Origin of the sequence: Cutibacterium modestum, from assembly GCF_008326345.1 — a bacterium.
In the GTDB taxonomy this organism is placed as follows: Bacteria; Actinomycetota; Actinomycetes; order Propionibacteriales; family Propionibacteriaceae; genus Cutibacterium; species Cutibacterium modestum.
Window position 1 is genome coordinate 484,471 of the sequence record NZ_BJEN01000003.1, and the last position, 16,377, is coordinate 500,847.

The following is a 16,377-nucleotide window of genomic DNA, read 5'->3' on the forward strand; positions in this document are numbered from 1 at the left end:
TCACGACGAAATGTGGGGCCTTCACTACGAAGGCCCCACGGTCGGGATGGGGTGGTATCAGGTGACTAGCCGATGAACGGCTGGAACACGCATGTCACCGGTTTTGCGTGATCAGGGTCCAGCGCATTGACGGCCATCTGATAGACGTTTACGTCATAGGTGAAGTTGATGTGGCTGGCGTAGTCGTTGCGGCAGATGTTCTGGACGAGAATGTTTTTGACGCCGGGTTCGTGCAGAAAGGCGTTCGTGAACGGCACGACGGTGTCGTCGTAGCGTCCTTCGATGATCGTGTATTTAATGCCGGGGCGGGTCACCGGGCCGTTGCCGTAGAGCTCCTTGTTGAAGTTAGAGAAGCCGAGTTGTTGCTCATAGCCGGCGATATTGGCCTTGGCGAAGGCGGCCTCGATCTGCTTGTGCCTGGCCTCCGAGAGGGTCTCGTTCACGAACTTCGAGATGGCCCGGGGGCCGACGCCGTGGTTCGACGGGGCAAGGCCGATGAGCTTGCCAACTTTACTTGCTCCTCCGAGCTTGGTGATGTAGTAATTCGGCAGCGGTCCGCCCCCCTGGGACCATCCGATGAGGTCGACCTTCTTGGAACCGGTGGCCTTGAGAACACGGTCGATGAATCCGGAGACGGCCTTCGCAGAGACACGGATGTCACCGGTATAGGCGAGGTTTGGCAGCAGCTTGATCCCGTTAAAGTTGGGGGGAGAAGACGCAATAGCCGAGTTTGGTGAGTTTCGGGGAGTACATCGACCACGAGGCGTAGGCGTCGGAGTTGCTGCCGGGCAGCAGAATGACGGGGTTCTTGCCCTTACGCGGCTTGCAACCGAAGTCATTGGCTCCCTGCGGGTTCGTGCCGGGGTGGGTCAAGGCGTAGATAGAAGCAGGGTAGGCGAACAGTCTCGTCGGGCCATTGCCGGCAGACGGGATACCGTTCGGGCTGCCGGGCATGGTGATCTCGGGGGGAACCGAGGTGTCGCTGTCAGAGGCGTGCGCAGGAGTGGCTGAGATGGTCGCGAATGCGGTGGCCACAACGGTCGTCAGCGAGGTCAGGATGGCTGCGATCTTCTTTGATCTCTTCATGCTTTTCTCCATATCTTGCGTCGATGCAGGATGTGAGCTTGAGGTTATGAATCGACGGGACCATAGGAGGCGTTAGGTGGTAAAACGGGGCATACGTGCAGGCGGGCGTGTGAGGTGTTGTTCAAACGTTCAGGCGTTTCAGCTCGCGGAATCGCTCATGATTCATGTACGTTTCTTGCCATGTGCGGAATTGTTGGTTATTGCGGCCATCGACAGGCCGAACGCGTAATCGTCGACGGGCTCCGACGTCTCGAGTACCGAGGATATGACTCGGCCGGTTTGGCGGTCGTGGCGGACGGGAATCTGTACCGAGCCAAGAAGTCGGGCAAGCTGACTCACCTTGAAGAGGAGCTGGCAGCCCATCCGCTCCCGGACTCCAGTCAGGGTATCGGTCACACCCGGTGGGCTACCCATGGCGCCCCAACTGACGAGAATGCTCACCCCCACCTTTCCTTCAACGGTCGAGTCGCCGTCGTCCACAACGGGATTATCGAGAACTTCGCCGCGCTGCGCGCCGAGCTTGAGAACCAGGGCATCATTTTTTCGTCGGAGACTGACACTGAAACTGCCGCTCACATGCTCGCCCTTCAGATGCAGCAGGGGTCCTCGCTGGCAGAGGCGATGGGTGCGGTGGCGTCACGGCTCGAAGGAGCCTTCACGCTGGTGGCCGCCAGTCCGGACGCCCCAGACACGGTGGTGGCCGCTCGTCGCAACTCTCCGCTCGTCGTCGGGCTGGGGCAAGGGGAAAACTTCCTGGCCTCCGATGTTGCGGCATTCATCGAGCACACCCGCGAAGCCCTCGAGTTGGGTCAGGACCAGGTCGTCGTGCTTACACCCGATGAGGTTACTGTCACCGACTTTGAAGGCAACCCCAGCCAAGCCCGCCCCTACCACGTCGACTGGGACCTGTCAGCGGCCGAAAAGCAAGGCCATGACTGGTTCATGCGCAAGGAGATTTTCGAGCAGCCGCGCGCTGTGGCCGACACCTTGCTGGGTCGCTGGTCCGACCGTGGCGACTTGGTCCTTGACGAGGTGCATATCTCGCCGGAAGAGCTGCGCCGTATTAACAAGATCGTGGTCGTCGCATGTGGGTCGGCGTATTACGCCGGCATGGTTGCCAAGTACGCCATCGAACACTGGACGAGGGTCGCCTGCGAGGTTGATCTGGCCAGTGAGTTCCGCTACCGCGATCCGATCATCGACCCGACGACGCTCGTCGTGACGATCTCCCAATCTGGTGAGACCGCCGATACCCTCATGGCCATCCGCCATGCTCGCGAGCAGCATGCCAAGGTCATCGCGATCTGCAATACCAATGGTGCGACGATTCCCCGCGAGTCCGACGCCGTCATCTACACTCACGCTGGCCCCGAGATTGCTGTGGCCTCCACTAAGGGGTTCCTCACCCAGGTAGTCGCCTGCTACCTGCTGGGCCTCTACTTGGCCCAAGTGCGCGGCATGAAGTACGGCGATGAAATCCGCGGCGTGATGTCTGAGCTTGACCACATGCCCGGTAAAGTCCAAGAGGTCCTCGACGAGATCGGACCGGTTTATGAGTTGGCTCGCGTGATGGCGAAGGAAGAGGAAGCGGTCTTTTTCCTGGGACGCCACGTCGGTTATCCGGTGGCCCTTGAGGGTGCTCTCAAGCTCAAGGAGATCGCCTACATGCATGCCGAAGGGTTTGCTGCTGGCGAGCTCAAGCACGGCCCCATCGCCGTCATCGAGGAGGGCACCCCGGTCTTCGTTGTCGTACCGCCGAAGGGGCGTGATCAGCTGCACGACAAGGTGGTCTCCAACATCCAGGAGATCCGTGCCCGTGGTGCCAGGACGATCGTGCTTGCTGAGCGGGGGGATGATGACGTTAAACCGTACGCTGACACCTTTGTCGGGCTGCCGGCCTGCTCGACCCTGCTACAGCCGCTAGTAGCCACCGTGCCGTTACAGGCTTTCGCCTGTGAGCTGGCTACCGCTAAAGGTCATGACGTTGATCAGCCAAGGAATCTGGCCAAGTCGGTCACAGTGGAGTGAGTTCGCTGGGGCTGGGTGCCCTCGCGATTGTCCCCCTTCGGTGCTGATACGCCGCCCGCACTTCGCAAAGTCGTTCAAAGCTGCCAAAAACTGCCCCAAATTCGTGCTGTGAGCGTTGCCATGATGATTTCTTGTCAGTTTCGGACGGTAGGTGCCGGGTATTCGGCGCTGATCGGACCTTTAGTCTTGACCCCATGATCATCGGAATCGGAGTGGACGTCTGCGACATCTCCAGGTGGGAGGCTGCTGCACGACGCCACCCGGGGATGGTCCGCAAGGTGCTTACCAGTGCTGAGGCTGCGATGCCGGCGCGCTCCCAGGCGGCCCGCTTTGCCGCCAAAGAAGCTCTATGCAAGGCATTGAGCGGGGGAGAGGGTCTCTCTTGGCAAGATTGCGAGGTGGTCACCGATGGTAGCGGTGTGAGGTTCGAACTTCGCGGGTCGTTAGCTCGACGAGCCGAGGGGTTGGGGGTGCGTAGGCTCCATCTCTCCTTGACCCACGACGCTGGCGTCGCGGTGGCGATGGTGGTCTGCGAGGGTTGAGCCGCGCCTGCCCAACACCGTGGTTGAATGAGTACCAATCTGCAGCGAGGGCCCTGACCGGGGCTGAAGGGATCGTTATGGCAATTGTCTGTACCGCCGAGGCCACTCGAGCAGCCGAACAGAGGTGGTTCGATGCCCACCCGGGGCAAGACCTCATGGACATTGCTGCTTATGCTGTCGCGCGAAAAGCCCAGGAGCTGCTGCTCGGCGGCGTCGGCGATGACGTCATGCCTGATTGGGCAGCATCCCAGTGTGTTCTCGTTCTGGTTGGCGGTGGGAACAACGGCGGTGACGGTCTGTTTGCGGCTGCGGCCTTGGCGCGCCGTGGGTGGAGGGTCGAATTAGCTCAGGTGATGGGCCAACCGCACGAAGCTGGCATGGCAGCTGCCCTCGATGCTGGTTGCATCCGCATCTCGCTCGGAGAGGTCACCAGTCATTCGTACGACCTCGCGATTGATGCTGTCCTCGGTATTGGTGGGCGTCCGGGTATTCCGCAGTCCCTTGAACGAATAGACACCTGGTTACGCGCTCGTCAGATACCGGTGCTTGCAGTCGATCTACCATCGGGTCTGGATGCGGATTCTGGTGAGGTGGAGTCCTGTGTTCACGCCGCATGCACCATTACCTTTTCCAGTCTCAAGTGGTGTCATATCGCTTACCCGGCTGCCCGCTATTGCGGGGAGTTGGAGGTTCATGACATCGGTCTCGACCTTTTCAGCGATGATGACGAGTATTGCGACGGCATCGACGAGTATTGCGATCTTGCCGAGATCGCGTCGTTGTGGCCGGTTCCTGGTGCGTTCGACGACAAGTACTCTCGCGGGGTTGTCGGCATCGATACCGGATCCGAGAAGTTCCCGGGGGCGGCGGTGCTTGGCGTTCTTGGAGCATTGCGTGCTGGCCCAGGAATGGTGCGGTTTTCCGGACCTGGCGCCATCATGGCGTTTATCCTGAGCCGTGCTCCGTCTGTGGTCATTGGTGAAGGACGCGTTCAGTCCTGGGTTGTTGGATCTGGTTGGGGCGCTCACGATGACAACGCCGACCGATTCATTCATCGGGCGGCTGATGGCCTCCCAATGGTTGTCGATGCCGATGCGCTGGCCCTCCTTCCAGCGGAGTTGCCAGAGGGGTCTCTACTCACACCTCATGCTGGGGAACTGGCACGAATGCTGCGGGTAGAGCGCAGTCAGGTGGAAGCTGATCCGCGTGGATCGGTCGTGTGTGCGGCCCAGCGTTTTGGCGCGACCGTCTTGCTGAAAGGCTCCATCCAGTGGGTTGCCCGACCTGACGGGGCGGTTCGTGCCGCTCTTCCTGGGCCCGCATGGACCGCTCAAGCTGGGTCCGGTGACGTTTTGGCGGGAATGTGCGGCACTCTCATGGCCGCAGGACTACCTGCTGACGATGCGGCGTTATGCGCCGCCGGAATGCAAGCCGCCACAGCTATTTCAATGCCTGGGCCCTATGCTCCCGATCAAATTGCCGAATTACTACCTGGAACCGTCACAACGGTTCTATCGCGCTGATCAGCCCTGAATACCAGGCTGGCTGCTCAAGAGGGGGTGTCAGAGGGCTGCACGAATCTTCGTCGAGCGACCGGCTAGCCGGATTGCCTCTTTGTAGTGTTCAACGAGCTCGCTGCACAGGTTCTGCCAGGTGCGATTCTCGATCGAGGCTCGCGCCGCTACACCCATGGCACGCCGCTTGTAGTCGTCCCCGACGAGATCGACGACGCGAGAGCGAAAGTCGGCCATATCGCCGGGCTCGTATAGCCATCCGGTGCGAGACGGATCAATGAGGTCGATCGGGCCGCCCTTGCGCGGGCTGATGACTGGGACGCCGCAGGCCTTGGCCTCCTGGATGGCCTGGCAGAAGGTCTCGAGTTCGCCCGTCGAGCAGAACACATCCATGCTGGCGACGGCGCGGGGGAGGTCCTCCCCGCCGAGACCGCCGGTGAAGATGGCGTGAGGAAGCTGTTTTTCCAACTCGGCGCGAGCCGGGCCGTTTCCGACGATGACGAGCTTGGTGTTGGGGAGGCCGGCCAGGTTGGCCATATCGGCGACCCGCTTCTCGGCAGCTAGACGCCCCATGTATCCGACGACTACCTCGCCACGGGGAGCCCATTTGTCGTGCAGCTGCTGGGAACGCTTCGACGGGTGGAATCGCACCTTGTCGACGCCACGTCCCCAGATGCCTACCCGGGGCACGCCATGGTTGACAAGTTGGTCTCGGGAGAAGGTGGAGGGCGCGTAGGTTGCCACGGCGAGGGAGTGGATCTGACGCACCCGGTACCAGCCGTAGAACTCGAGCTTGCCGAGCCCGTAGCGACCGGCATAGGAGGGGATGTCGGTTTGGTAGATCGCCACTATGGGTATACCGAGGGAGGCTGCCGCCATGGCGCCCTTGTACCCAATCATGAATGGCCCTGCTAGATGTACGACGTCGGGCTCGAACTCCGACAGGTAGCGCTCCATCGTCCACTGCGGGCTGGTGGAGACACGGACGTCTTGATAGCCCGGCCAGTGCAGGGAGGCTAGCGGAATGACGGGGAATCCGGCGTACTCGCGCGGGGTCTGGGCGTCACCAGGGGCGAGCACGAGAGCCTCATGGCTGTTATCGCGAAGATGTTCCAGCACCCGCAGCACCGAGTTCGTCACCCCATTGACTTGGGGGAGGAATGACTCAGTGATGATCGCAACACGCACGATTCCATGATAACCGGGACAAGCGACGCCTTGGTGGGGTCGCGGTGTCGTGGTGGTGAACATGGAGCAACAGGATCGTTTGGGACTTTGTGTGAGTGTCGTCGCTCCCTGGACGCGTCAGCTATGGGGAGGCTAGTCTTCTACGGGGTATCCGTCAGATGGCAGATAGACTAAAATCTACTCAACGGAGTCACTATGATTAGATTGCCCAAATTAGTGAGCGTAGGAGTTCTCGCTGCCAGGTTAAGAGGGAGCCTTGTCGTTGCCGCCCCCGCGGCTCATTCTGATAGCCTTGAGTTGTTCGCTGAGCCTCATTACAAAGCACGCATCGGATATCGAACAACGACTGGAAGTTGGAATATTACCGCACGCAACAACGACACATTGAGCTCAGTCAAGAATCATACAAAATGGTCGTCAGCATTCTGGTATGATGCAAATCTAAAAGGTCATTGCTGGGATTATAGCCCTAAAACAGAAGATCTCTACTTCTGGTGGTATGACGACAATCAGGCATCATCTTTCGCCTTGGGGCGCGGATGCTGAGTCGACAGGCTCTCTCGAGTCACCTCGCCGCCAACGGAAAGATGGCAGCTGTTGGCGGCGAAGCGATCACAGTTTCGGAAGTATGCCATGATTTCGCGACCCGACACAATCACAATCTTGTCTTGGATGATGTCACTGTCTTCATGAAGCCGGGGGAGATGACCCTGCTGCATGGTGTGAGTGGATCAGGGAAAACGACACTACTCAATGTCATGTCGGGCCTGTTGAAGCCGACCTCGGGAACAGTGCTCGTCGAGGGGATCGATATTTATTCTCTGTCGACGCCGGAGCGTGACGATATTCGCCTCAATCGTATCGGAATGATCTTCCAAGAACATTCCCTTATCGCCGATTTCACGGCGCGGGAGAACGTCGAACTGATCCTTCGGGTTCGTGGATTCGGCTCTCGTTCTCACGCCATGGCAGTCGAGGCTCTCGAAAAAGTCGCGATAGGCCACCTGCAAGGTCGCTACCCTCGACAGCTATCCGGTGGTGAAGCTCAACGGGTCGGGATAGCCCGGGCTATTGCAGGTGATCGTCCGATCTTGCTGGCCGACGAGCCCACCGGCCAGCTCGATCGACGCAATTCCCAGATGGTCTTCGAGCTGCTGCGCAACCTTGCTGAGGATGGGGGAGGTCGTACCGTTGTGCTCTCCTCTCATGACCCCACCGCCAAAGATTATGCGCACAGATCCTGTGAATTGGTCGATGGTCACCTGGAGGGCTCCCGCTGATGCGGATGTGGAATCTAGCTGTCTTGGTATTGCGCTCTCGGAAAAGTTGGCTGCGCATGATTCCTTTGGCGGCTGCTTTGCTTATCATGACCATCAGCCTCGGAGTAAATCGCTCGATCACTTTGAACTCGGAACAATCGGTAACATCGACGCTCGGAGCCGCCGATGGATCGGTGGATCCGGGATTTTCGGTTCTTGCTGGATCATCATCTCCAGTCATGCCTACGGGTCGATGGAAAGTACGCCAGGCTAATTCATATCTCGAGGCTCAAGTTTCCGCGAAGGGATTACCTGAGGAGGTTCCCTATCGAGAATCCCGTATGCCCAGCTCTAATTTCGAGGGAAAATATACTTTAGTCTCGGGAAAATGGCCTACGAAACCTTCAGAAGTGGTTATTACCTCATCCTTGAGGCGGGAGATTGGTGGGGGGAAGAAACTCGTCCTAGAGCCCGAGAATTACAATCTCTCCGTCGTTGGAACGGTTAGTGCAACATTCGATAAATCATCGTGCGAAATCCTAGCTCACCTTGGAACATGACAGGCGTGGCCCCTGACCCGGAAACAGGCTAGAACGTCTGGGTTAAGCGGAAATTTCCTCATCTTCTTTACCTCATCCGATCCAGCCGCTACGTGCAGCAAAGTCAATGACGATCTGGGCCCTGATGCTGTCGACACTGGTGCATGTGCTACGAGAGAGCAACTACTTTCCAAGGAAAAGGAATCGGGACCTCTGTCTGGAAAGAAGATCGTCGAGCAGTATCTGGCGTGGTTCCTCGTCGCCGGTTTGGGGGCAGGTTTGGCTGCTGCGGCCGCCACGACGTCAGCACGCCGAATTGTCACGCCCCTTACTGCCATGGGTGTGCCACGTCGCAAACTGGCCCTGTCTCTGCGAGTTATTACGTTGCTCATTAGCGTGTCCACTGCGACAGCAAGCCTGGTTGTGGGAGAGCTGCTGGTTATGGCCATTCGACCGTTGCTGGCCGATAAGTCTGATAGCCCACTGTTAGCCCACTGTCACCTCTCTCATTGCCTACGATTAGCACCATTACCTGCCTGGTTACGGCCATTTTGACCACCGCCGTTATGGGTACCCCAAGCCGTCATCGGGAACGCAAGATCCATGGCAAGCGCATCAATGTGAAGATGGTCCGCCTACTGGCATGGAGTGGCGCCATCGTGGCCTGCGCCGTCCTGGTATGGGCTTCGGTAGCGGCGAAGGCTTCGCTGATTTCGGTAGCTGTCATTTCCGTGGCGTCGTCATTGTCGGCAGGCCTGGTGGCACCGTGGTTGCTAACCTTGGTGTCGCGACATGAGGTCCCACCGGGTCGCTGGCCGGCTGCGTCTCGTGCCCTTCGCTCTCGTGGTTCATGGCATGGGCTGTTCTCGGGACTCATGGCAGGTCTCATTGCTGCTGCTGCCACAGGTCTGCTTATTGTGGCCTCATTGTTTGCGCAGATGAACGCTACGAGTTCCATTCGATGGTGATATGCGCGGCGCACACAAAGTGCCGATGACATACGGTGCCGATGACATACGGTTCTGACAGTAATCCTACTGGCAGATCTGTGGCGTGGTGGGCCTTTCATAACGTGGATGACGTCGCTACTGTTTTTCCCTTGGGTGATGGGCAGCGGCGTCAACTGCAAGCGACCGGAAGCCTGCGGGTCACCACCGATGAACAGACTTCCGACACCGATATCACCGTACCGAGGGATCTTGGCTGGCTTGATCAGATCAAGGTCGTCGGGCACGAAGGTGCTAAACCAGCCAAGTCGGGTGATTCTTCCGTGAGCAAGGGATTCCTGTATGCCGGCCTGAATCCGAGCCAGGAGGACGTCGCCTACCACTGGGCCCCCACACACCACATCGACTATTCCTATGTTATGGCCCCAAGAATGGCGCCCAAGGTTCCCCTACCCGCCGCGACCCTCGTGGCGACCGGGCTGTTCACCATCATCACGATCATTATGGCTGGGGCACTGGCCCGGGACGAACGCCTGGCTCAAAGACGGCTTACTGCGCACCTTCGACGCCTCGGACTGGCGCCGCGCTGGGTTGACGGCGTGATCTTCTTTCAGGTTGCCATGTCGTGCGTCGTCGCGGTGGTCGCCGGCATCATGGGGTCGCTGCTGGCCCTGCTGGCCACCAGTCGAGTCATGTCTGGCACCATGGATCTGGCCCACAGCGGATGGTGGGTTTTGGGGGCCCTGACAGGGGCAGTCATAGTTGGTTCGGTCATCGGTGCGACCATCCACCGTCCCTACTCATGGAACACGACCATCAGTGATTGACGTTTCTTGAGGAATGTGGTCGATTTCGCCAATTGGATTTGTTTGGGTACAGTACTGCCGTTGGCAACGGCCCGACTCGTTCGAGCCCATGATGCGTTTCAGTTGCTCGATGTGCCCTCAGAGCATGACGGAGCTACTGCTTCCGGACTATTGCATTCACCTGCACAGCAGCTATTCGCCCAGCCATCGAGACAGATAGCCATCCAGGATTCCATCACCGAGGCCCGTCTTGGGTCCGATGTGCCGCGGTCAGGTTCCGCGACCCCGCGTAGTGGTGCCGCGTTTTTGTGCGCGGTGACGTCGGTCGCCCCTGGCCAAGGAGTCCGCTGACCACGAGGGAACACCCCATTGAGCAACAAAAAACGCAATCCCAAATCTTTCAAGGCCGACGGCACCCCAAAGCGGCGCTGGACCGCAGCCGAGCGAGCTGCCCGCGGACACAAGCCACGCACTAGGGGCGGAGTCCGCAACGGGCGCACCGATTCCCTTGGCCGCAACTTCGAGGCATGGGCCCCCTGGGAAGACGTGCGTCGCGACGACGCCGGTGGTAGCAGAGACCGCCGTTTTTCTCAGGACCGACGCAACCATGAGTGGTCTGATGGCCGTCATGACCGTCGTTACGACCGCCGTGACTGGGGCCGTCGCGATGACCGCCAGTGGTCCGACGACGGCGAGTTCCGTCCACACAAGTCGCGTCGACCGGGAAATCGCGCCAATCGTGATTGGAAGCGTGACGAACGTCGCGGATCCTCGTGGGATCGTGACGAGTGGCGCGGAGACCGTCGTGGACAGCACCGCGACCGTGACGACCGCTGGGATCGTCGTGACGGCGGCCGTGGCTTCGACCGTCGGGGTTCTCGGGATTGGCGCGAGGATCGTAACAATTGGCGTGATGATCGTCGGGATGAGCGCTGGTCAGACCGCTCGGATCACCGCCGCGACGACTGGTCCCGTGACGATCGCGACGACGCCGACAACATGGATTGGAAGGCTACTGAGCTAACCGATCTCGACGTCACAGCTATTGACCACGAAGGCGGTTTTTCGGCCCTTGGCGTGCCCGACGAAATCGTCGCAGCTCTGGCAAAGATGGGCATAGCAGCTCCGTTCCGTATCCAGATTGCCGCCATTCCCGACGCTATCGCTGGGCGTGACGTACTGGGCCGCGCTGCGACGGGTTCGGGTAAAACCCTGGCCTTCGGCGTCCCACTGCTCTCGCGCCTGTCCGCCGCCCCACGCGAGGACAAGCGGCCTCGAGCCCTCATCCTCTCGCCCACTCGTGAGCTGGCCATGCAGATTGCCGACGTGCTGTCCCCGCTGGCTTCCTCGATGGGCCTGTCGACCATTCTCATCGCTGGTGGTATGAGCTATGGCCCGCAGACCAAGGCTTTTAAGAAGGGGGTCGATCTTGTCGTCGCCACTCCTGGACGTCTGGTCGACCTGCTGGAGACCGGTGATGCCGACCTTTCCGGTATCGCCGTGACCGTCCTCGACGAGGCCGATCACATGGCCGAACTCGGGTTCATGGAGGCCGTCGGTTCGATCCTCGATGCCGTTCCGGAAGACGGGCAGCGCCTGCTGTTCTCGGCCACCCTCGACGGCGCCGTCAACAAGCTTGTCAAACGGTACATGCACGATCCGGTTACCCACGAGGTCGACTCTGATAAGGGCTCGGTCTCGACGATGACCCATCACGCTTTCCAGATCAAGCCGCACGAGAAGGTGGGGCTGATGTGCGAGATCGCCAACCGTAGCGGTCACACCATCGTCTTCGCCCGGACCCAGCGAGGTGCTTCCCGGATGGCCGAACAGCTGCGTGGTGCCGGTGTCATGGCTGGCGCTCTGCACGGCGGCCTCACCCAGGGCGCCCGTGCTCGCGTGTTGGCGGCGTTCAAGGACGGTTCCCTTCCAGTTCTGGTCGCCACTGACGTCGCGGCTCGAGGAATTGACGTCGATGACGTCACCCTGGTGCTGCAAGTCGATCCGCCGATGAACTCCAAGGATTACCTGCACCGGTCCGGTCGTACGGCGCGCGCTGGACACGACGGGGCCGTCGTCTCTCTTATCCTGCCGCATCAGCGTCGCACTATGGCTCGTCTATACCGTCAGGCCGGGGTGAAACCGGTGGAGGCCCAGGTCATGCTTGGCGACGACCATGTCGCCGAGGTGGCGGGTTGCAGCCCGGCCCTGGGCGCTCCCATTGACGAGAAGGATTACGAGGCGCTCGTCGCCCCCAAACAGCAGCGGGGTAAGAAGTCTCGTGACGGCAAGCCTCGTCGCGGTAAAGGCGGGCGCAACCGCGGTGGACGTGGCTTCGGTGAGGGGCGTCACCGTGGCCACGACTCGCGTGGTCGGGATCGTCGCGACATTGAGGCCAAGTACGGCCGTTCCGGAAACGACACCTGGTGAGTGACCGCTGAGTTACCGGGCGGGCAGCGCATAGTTCGGGCATGTCGAGAGCACCCGAACCATCGCGTTGCGCTCCGCCGAGGTGACCCAGAGATGGTATTTCCGCTTGACAGCAATCTGGCGAGACACGTAGTCACAGCGGTATGGCTTATTCGGTGGTAGCCATGTTGCCGCGTCTCCGGCTCCCTTGTTCTGGTTGGCCCGTCCCTCGACGGCTAGCAGATTGAGGGGGTCGTTCGCTAATGCTTGACGCCGGTCTATCGGCATCTGCTGAGCCCCAGTGACCCAGGCATTCCCGAGCGCGACGACGTGGTCTATCTGTACCACTGCCGATGTATCGCGGCCGCGTCTCCACGTAATCGTCCGTCCCGTATAGGGGTCGTGCAGTTCGCCGGAGATTATTCGGCACCGGCTGCCGGATTTCAGCTTGGCCTCGACGAGGTCGCGGGCTAAGGCGTCGTCGCGGGTGCCGCAGCCATTATGGCCCCAGGGGCGAGTGAGGGCAGGATCAGAGTTGTCGCTCCAAGCCGGCCCGAACTGGTCTCGCGAATAGCCGGTCATCGGTGCCCGTCCTTTCACAGGGAGGTCGCCGAGGGCCTCTGCGGCCTGGCCGTAGGCCGTCGATCCTTCCCGTGGAACAGCGCTGCGGTACACTCCGACGAGCACCAGTGGTGCGACGACGAAGATCCACAACCATGCCCATCTGCGTCGCGGCTTCAACGCCATATCGTCACCTCCTACAACCTTGTTGGTCAGCGTGATATTTCTGGCGAGATGGTCATGGACGCTACACCACAGGTTTGACCAGATAGAAGGCTTGAAACGGAACACCTGTTCCACTGGATGCCAAGGGGTTGGGACGGCAGGCCCGATGAAAGGTTCGGCGACTATCCTGATCCCTTGTGGATGATCAGACCAGCCCGCAAGAGCCGATCCCGGAACTCGCCCTCGCAGTTCCGCAGGATGCCTCGAACCTTGCGCGTGCCCTTGACCTTGAGGTAGCGACTGTCTCAGCCTGGCTGACCCAGGGCCTTGGCATCGTTGCCCGCTACGGCTCGCGGATCGTCGGCCTCGCCCACCTCGTTGATGACGGTGGTCACGCCGAGGTTGCCGATTTGGTCTTCCTCACCCCGGACGATGTCGACGTCATCACAGCCCTCATCAGTGGGTCTGAGCAGATCGCCACGGAGTTGGAGTCGCGCACCCTCGGCATCTCCTGTTTGCCGACTTCCCCCGGCCCGGCTTACCACCGTGATGGCGACTGGGTCCGCGTACTGCCCACCCGAATTGTCGTCCCCACTGCTGACGATATGCGCGCCTTCGGAGCCGTTCTAGCCGCTGAACTGGATGCCGGAGACATTGTGCTGGCCTCCGGGGATCTCGGCGCTGGCAAAACCACCTTGGCCCAAGGGATTGGTATGGGGCTTGGCATCGAAGGGCCGGTGATCTCCCCGACCTTCGTACTAGCTCGACGCCACGCCGGAGCCAAGGGACGGCCCGGGCTCGTCCACGTCGATGCTTACCGCCTCGGCTCGGCCGCCGAGCTTATTGATCTCGATCTTGACGAGACAATGGACCAGGCAGTCACTCTCATCGAGTGGGGAGCCGGCATCGCCGAGGACCTCGGTGGTTCTCATCTCGACGTCGACATCCGGCGTAGTGGAGACCCCGACGGCAAGACCCGCGTGGTCTATCTGGAAGGTTTTGGCCCGCGTTGGCAGGACGTCGACCTGTCGCCGCTGTCCGAACTTCCCCTCAACACCATTTCTCCCGACCAGACCGGAGACAACAACTGATGGACACTATCGTTCTGGGAATCGACACGTCGACGGCTGTCAGCGTCGGGCTGGCGCGCGGATCTAAGGTGCTTGTTAGTCTGCACCACGATGATCCTCGCGCCCATGCCGAGCAGCTCATGCCCCTCATCCATCGCGGCTGCGAAGAGGTCGGGATCGCCCTGACTGACATCGGTGAAGTGGCGATCGGAGTCGGTCCAGGCCCCTATACCGGCCTGCGCGTCGGCGTGGCTACCGGAAGGGTACTGGCCCACCTGGCCGGTCTCACCCCGCATCCGGTGTGTTCCCTCGACGTCCTGGCCCGTCAGTGGGCTGGAGTCGACGGGGAGTTCGTGGTGTGCACCGATGCCCGCCGTCATGAACTGTATTGGGCTCGCTACGACACATCGGGAAACCGACTTGATGGCCCCAATGTCACCTGTCCCGAGGAACTGCCGAAGGGCCTGCCAGTCGGTGGTCCAGGGTGCCTCGTCCGTGGTCTAACGCCGACCTCGGGATCTCCGGAACTTCTAGACGCCGGGGTACTTGCCGCGTCGTGGCAGACCATGCCGGACGTCGGGTTAGAGCCGCTCTACTTGCGCGACCCCGACGCCACCGTTCCGACGACCCGCAAGGCCACCTTGACCCCGACCCGACTCACCCTGCCCGGTCTCAGGTGATGACGAGACCCGCCCGCATGACCGACCTCGACGCCGTCATGGCCATTGAACAGGCCAGCTTCGACTCGGTGTGGTCGCGTTCCTCATGGGCCGAGGAGATCGTTCCAGCTGACCACCGTCTCACTCTGGTCGCCGGGGATGATGAGGTCGCTGCCGTCGCGACCTTCCACGGTTTCGACGTTGCCGACCTCGATCGAATCATGGTGACCCCCACGGCACGAGGACGTGGCTTGGCCGGTGAGCTGCTCTCCCGCGGCCTGGATTGGGCGACATCGCGGGGGTGTCGCACCATGATGCTCGAGGTCCGCCGCGATAATGATCCGGCTATTTGCCTCTACCGACGCTTCGGCTTCGAGACGATTTCGCAGCGTCCCAACTACTACGGCGGTGGGGTTGACGCCCTCATCATGTCTGTTGACTTGCCCCGCACCGAGACCACAACCCCTCCCGAGGAGAACCATGTCTGAACCGCTCATTTTGGGCATCGAGTCGTCCTGCGACGAGACCGGAGTTGGCATCGTCCGAGGCAACGACCTGCTCGCTAACGAGGTCGCCTCGTCGATGGAACAGCACGTGCGCTTCGGTGGGGTCGTCCCCGAGGTTGCCTCGCGCGCTCACCTGGAAGCTATTGTCCCGGTACTAGGGACGGCCGTCACAACCGCGGGGATAGACCTATCCGAGCTCGATGGCATCGCTGTGACGGCCGGGCCAGGTCTGGCTGGGGCGCTCGTCGTCGGTCTGTCGGCTGCCAAGGCCTTGGCAAGCTGGCTTAACAAGCCTCTCTATGGCGTCAACCACTTGGCCGGGCATGTCGCCGTCGACCTGCTGGAGCACGGCGACCTACCGATGCCATGTGGAGCTCTGCTCGTTTCAGGCGGTCATACCAGCTTGCTGCGGGTGAATGGCATCGCCACTGACATTGTTGAGGTCGGCTCGACGATCGACGACGCCGCTGGTGAGGCCTACGACAAAGTGGCCCGTGTGCTCGGTCTGCCGTACCCGGGTGGACCGGTCATCGACAAGGCGGCCGCTGACGGTGATCCGACAGCGATTCGTTTCCCGCGCGGCCTGACCGCCCGTCACGACATGGTTAAGCATCGCTTCGACTATTCTTTTTCTGGCCTCAAGACGGCGGTGAGCAGGTGGGTTGAGACCCAGCAGCGTGACGGAGTCGAGTTCCACATTGCCGATGTCGCTGCCAGTTTCCAGGAGGCCGTCGCCGACGTTCTGACCGCTAAGGCCGTCGACATGTGTCAGGAGTACGGCCTCGAGCACTTCCTCATCGGCGGGGGAGTGGCGGCGAACTCGCGCCTGCGCACTCTGCTCGCTGAGCGGATGGAGACCGCAGAGGTGAAGTTGCGACGTCCGCGTCCGGGATTATGCACCGACAATGGGGCCATGATCGCGGCTTTGGGCATGCAGGTCGTCAAAGCGGGACTGCCTGCGTCAGCCATGGACATTTCGGCTAATTCTGGACTGCCTATCGAGACGGTGCTCGTCTAAGGCAGGGATGTTCCGGGACGCGAGCGCGCTAACCTGCGCTCGCAGCGCGCTCTACTGCGTCATTGTGTGGAACATCATTA

Annotated in this window: 14 protein-coding genes and 1 pseudogene; 12 read left to right on the forward strand and 3 right to left on the reverse strand. The window is 60.8% G+C overall.

Annotation, left to right across the window (positions count from 1 at the left end; translation table 11 throughout):
• Window positions 1-65: 65 nt before the first annotated feature.
• Window positions 66-1,086 (reverse strand): annotated as a pseudogene (locus tag F1563_RS14365) (esterase/lipase family protein).
• A gap of 180 nt (window positions 1,087-1,266) precedes the next feature.
• Between F1563_RS14365 and glmS the strand changes: the two are divergent.
• From glmS to F1563_RS10685, 3 genes are all read left to right on the forward strand, one after another.
• Window positions 1,267-3,114: a glutamine--fructose-6-phosphate transaminase (isomerizing) gene (gene glmS / locus F1563_RS10675; protein ID WP_002528698.1), complete on the forward strand. Its 1,848-nt coding sequence runs from the start codon at window positions 1,267-1,269 to the stop codon at window positions 3,112-3,114.
• 194 nt (window positions 3,115-3,308) lie between these two features.
• Window positions 3,309-3,656 carry a holo-ACP synthase gene (locus tag F1563_RS10680; protein WP_002528697.1) on the forward strand — a complete coding sequence of 116 codons (348 nt, stop codon included), beginning with the start codon at window positions 3,309-3,311 and terminating at the stop codon, window positions 3,654-3,656.
• 77 nt (window positions 3,657-3,733) lie between these two features.
• The gene (locus F1563_RS10685) at window positions 3,734-5,179 is read left to right on the forward strand and encodes an NAD(P)H-hydrate epimerase (RefSeq protein ID WP_002533868.1); all 1,446 of its coding nucleotides are present in this window, start codon (window positions 3,734-3,736) and stop codon (window positions 5,177-5,179) included.
• A 39-nt stretch (window positions 5,180-5,218) separates the two neighbouring features.
• Here the strand turns inward: F1563_RS10685 and F1563_RS10690 are convergent, their stop codons facing one another.
• Window positions 5,219-6,358 carry a glycosyltransferase family 4 protein gene (locus F1563_RS10690; RefSeq protein WP_002528695.1) on the reverse strand — a complete coding sequence of 380 codons (1,140 nt, stop codon included), beginning with the start codon at window positions 6,356-6,358 and terminating at the stop codon, window positions 5,219-5,221.
• Window positions 6,359-6,945: 587 nt separating this feature from the next.
• On the opposite strand from F1563_RS10690, the gene F1563_RS10700 reads away from it, so the two are divergent.
• From F1563_RS10700 to F1563_RS10740, 5 genes are all read left to right on the forward strand, one after another.
• Window positions 6,946-7,638 (forward strand): ABC transporter ATP-binding protein, encoded by a 693-nt coding sequence (locus F1563_RS10700; RefSeq protein ID WP_007434040.1) that lies wholly within the window; start codon window positions 6,946-6,948, stop codon window positions 7,636-7,638.
• A 1,027-nt stretch (window positions 7,639-8,665) separates the two neighbouring features.
• On the forward strand, window positions 8,666-9,124 hold the full coding sequence (locus F1563_RS10720; protein ID WP_227431936.1) for a hypothetical protein: 459 nt from the start codon (window positions 8,666-8,668) through the stop codon (window positions 9,122-9,124).
• A gap of 155 nt (window positions 9,125-9,279) precedes the next feature.
• Window positions 9,280-9,930 (forward strand): hypothetical protein, encoded by a 651-nt coding sequence (locus tag F1563_RS10725; protein ID WP_149302697.1) that lies wholly within the window; start codon window positions 9,280-9,282, stop codon window positions 9,928-9,930.
• A 586-nt stretch (window positions 9,931-10,516) separates the two neighbouring features.
• Entirely contained in the window at window positions 10,517-10,933 is a 417-nt protein-coding gene (locus F1563_RS10735) for a hypothetical protein (RefSeq protein WP_172623666.1), read from the forward strand.
• Window positions 10,909-12,339 carry a DEAD/DEAH box helicase gene (locus F1563_RS10740; protein WP_002528686.1) on the forward strand — a complete coding sequence of 477 codons (1,431 nt, stop codon included), beginning with the start codon at window positions 10,909-10,911 and terminating at the stop codon, window positions 12,337-12,339. The genes F1563_RS10735 and F1563_RS10740 overlap by 25 nt, the downstream gene beginning before the upstream one ends.
• A 12-nt stretch (window positions 12,340-12,351) precedes the next feature.
• On the opposite strand, the gene F1563_RS10745 is transcribed toward F1563_RS10740, so the two are convergent.
• The gene (locus tag F1563_RS10745; protein WP_172623701.1) at window positions 12,352-13,032 is read right to left on the reverse strand and encodes an HNH endonuclease family protein; all 681 of its coding nucleotides are present in this window, start codon (window positions 13,030-13,032) and stop codon (window positions 12,352-12,354) included.
• 209 nt (window positions 13,033-13,241) lie between these two features.
• Here F1563_RS10745 and tsaE point away from each other — a divergent pair, with 209 nt between their 5' ends.
• From tsaE to tsaD, 4 genes are read left to right on the forward strand one after another with little or no spacing between them, the layout of a single operon-like run.
• Window positions 13,242-14,135, forward strand: coding sequence for a tRNA (adenosine(37)-N6)-threonylcarbamoyltransferase complex ATPase subunit type 1 TsaE (gene tsaE, locus F1563_RS10750; RefSeq protein ID WP_002528684.1), 894 nt, complete (start codon window positions 13,242-13,244; stop codon window positions 14,133-14,135).
• Window positions 14,135-14,794, forward strand: coding sequence for a tRNA (adenosine(37)-N6)-threonylcarbamoyltransferase complex dimerization subunit type 1 TsaB (gene tsaB, locus F1563_RS10755; protein ID WP_002528683.1), 660 nt, complete (start codon window positions 14,135-14,137; stop codon window positions 14,792-14,794). The genes tsaE and tsaB overlap by 1 nt, the downstream gene beginning before the upstream one ends.
• Window positions 14,794-15,261 (forward strand): ribosomal protein S18-alanine N-acetyltransferase, encoded by a 468-nt coding sequence (gene rimI / locus F1563_RS10760; RefSeq protein WP_002528682.1) that lies wholly within the window; start codon window positions 14,794-14,796, stop codon window positions 15,259-15,261. Before tsaB ends, rimI begins: the two co-directional genes overlap by 1 nt.
• Complete coding sequence (gene tsaD / locus F1563_RS10765) at window positions 15,254-16,297, forward strand: tRNA (adenosine(37)-N6)-threonylcarbamoyltransferase complex transferase subunit TsaD (RefSeq protein ID WP_002528681.1); 1,044 nt, start codon at window positions 15,254-15,256, stop codon at window positions 16,295-16,297. Before rimI ends, tsaD begins: the two co-directional genes overlap by 8 nt.
• The last annotated feature ends 80 nt before the right edge of the window (window positions 16,298-16,377 follow it).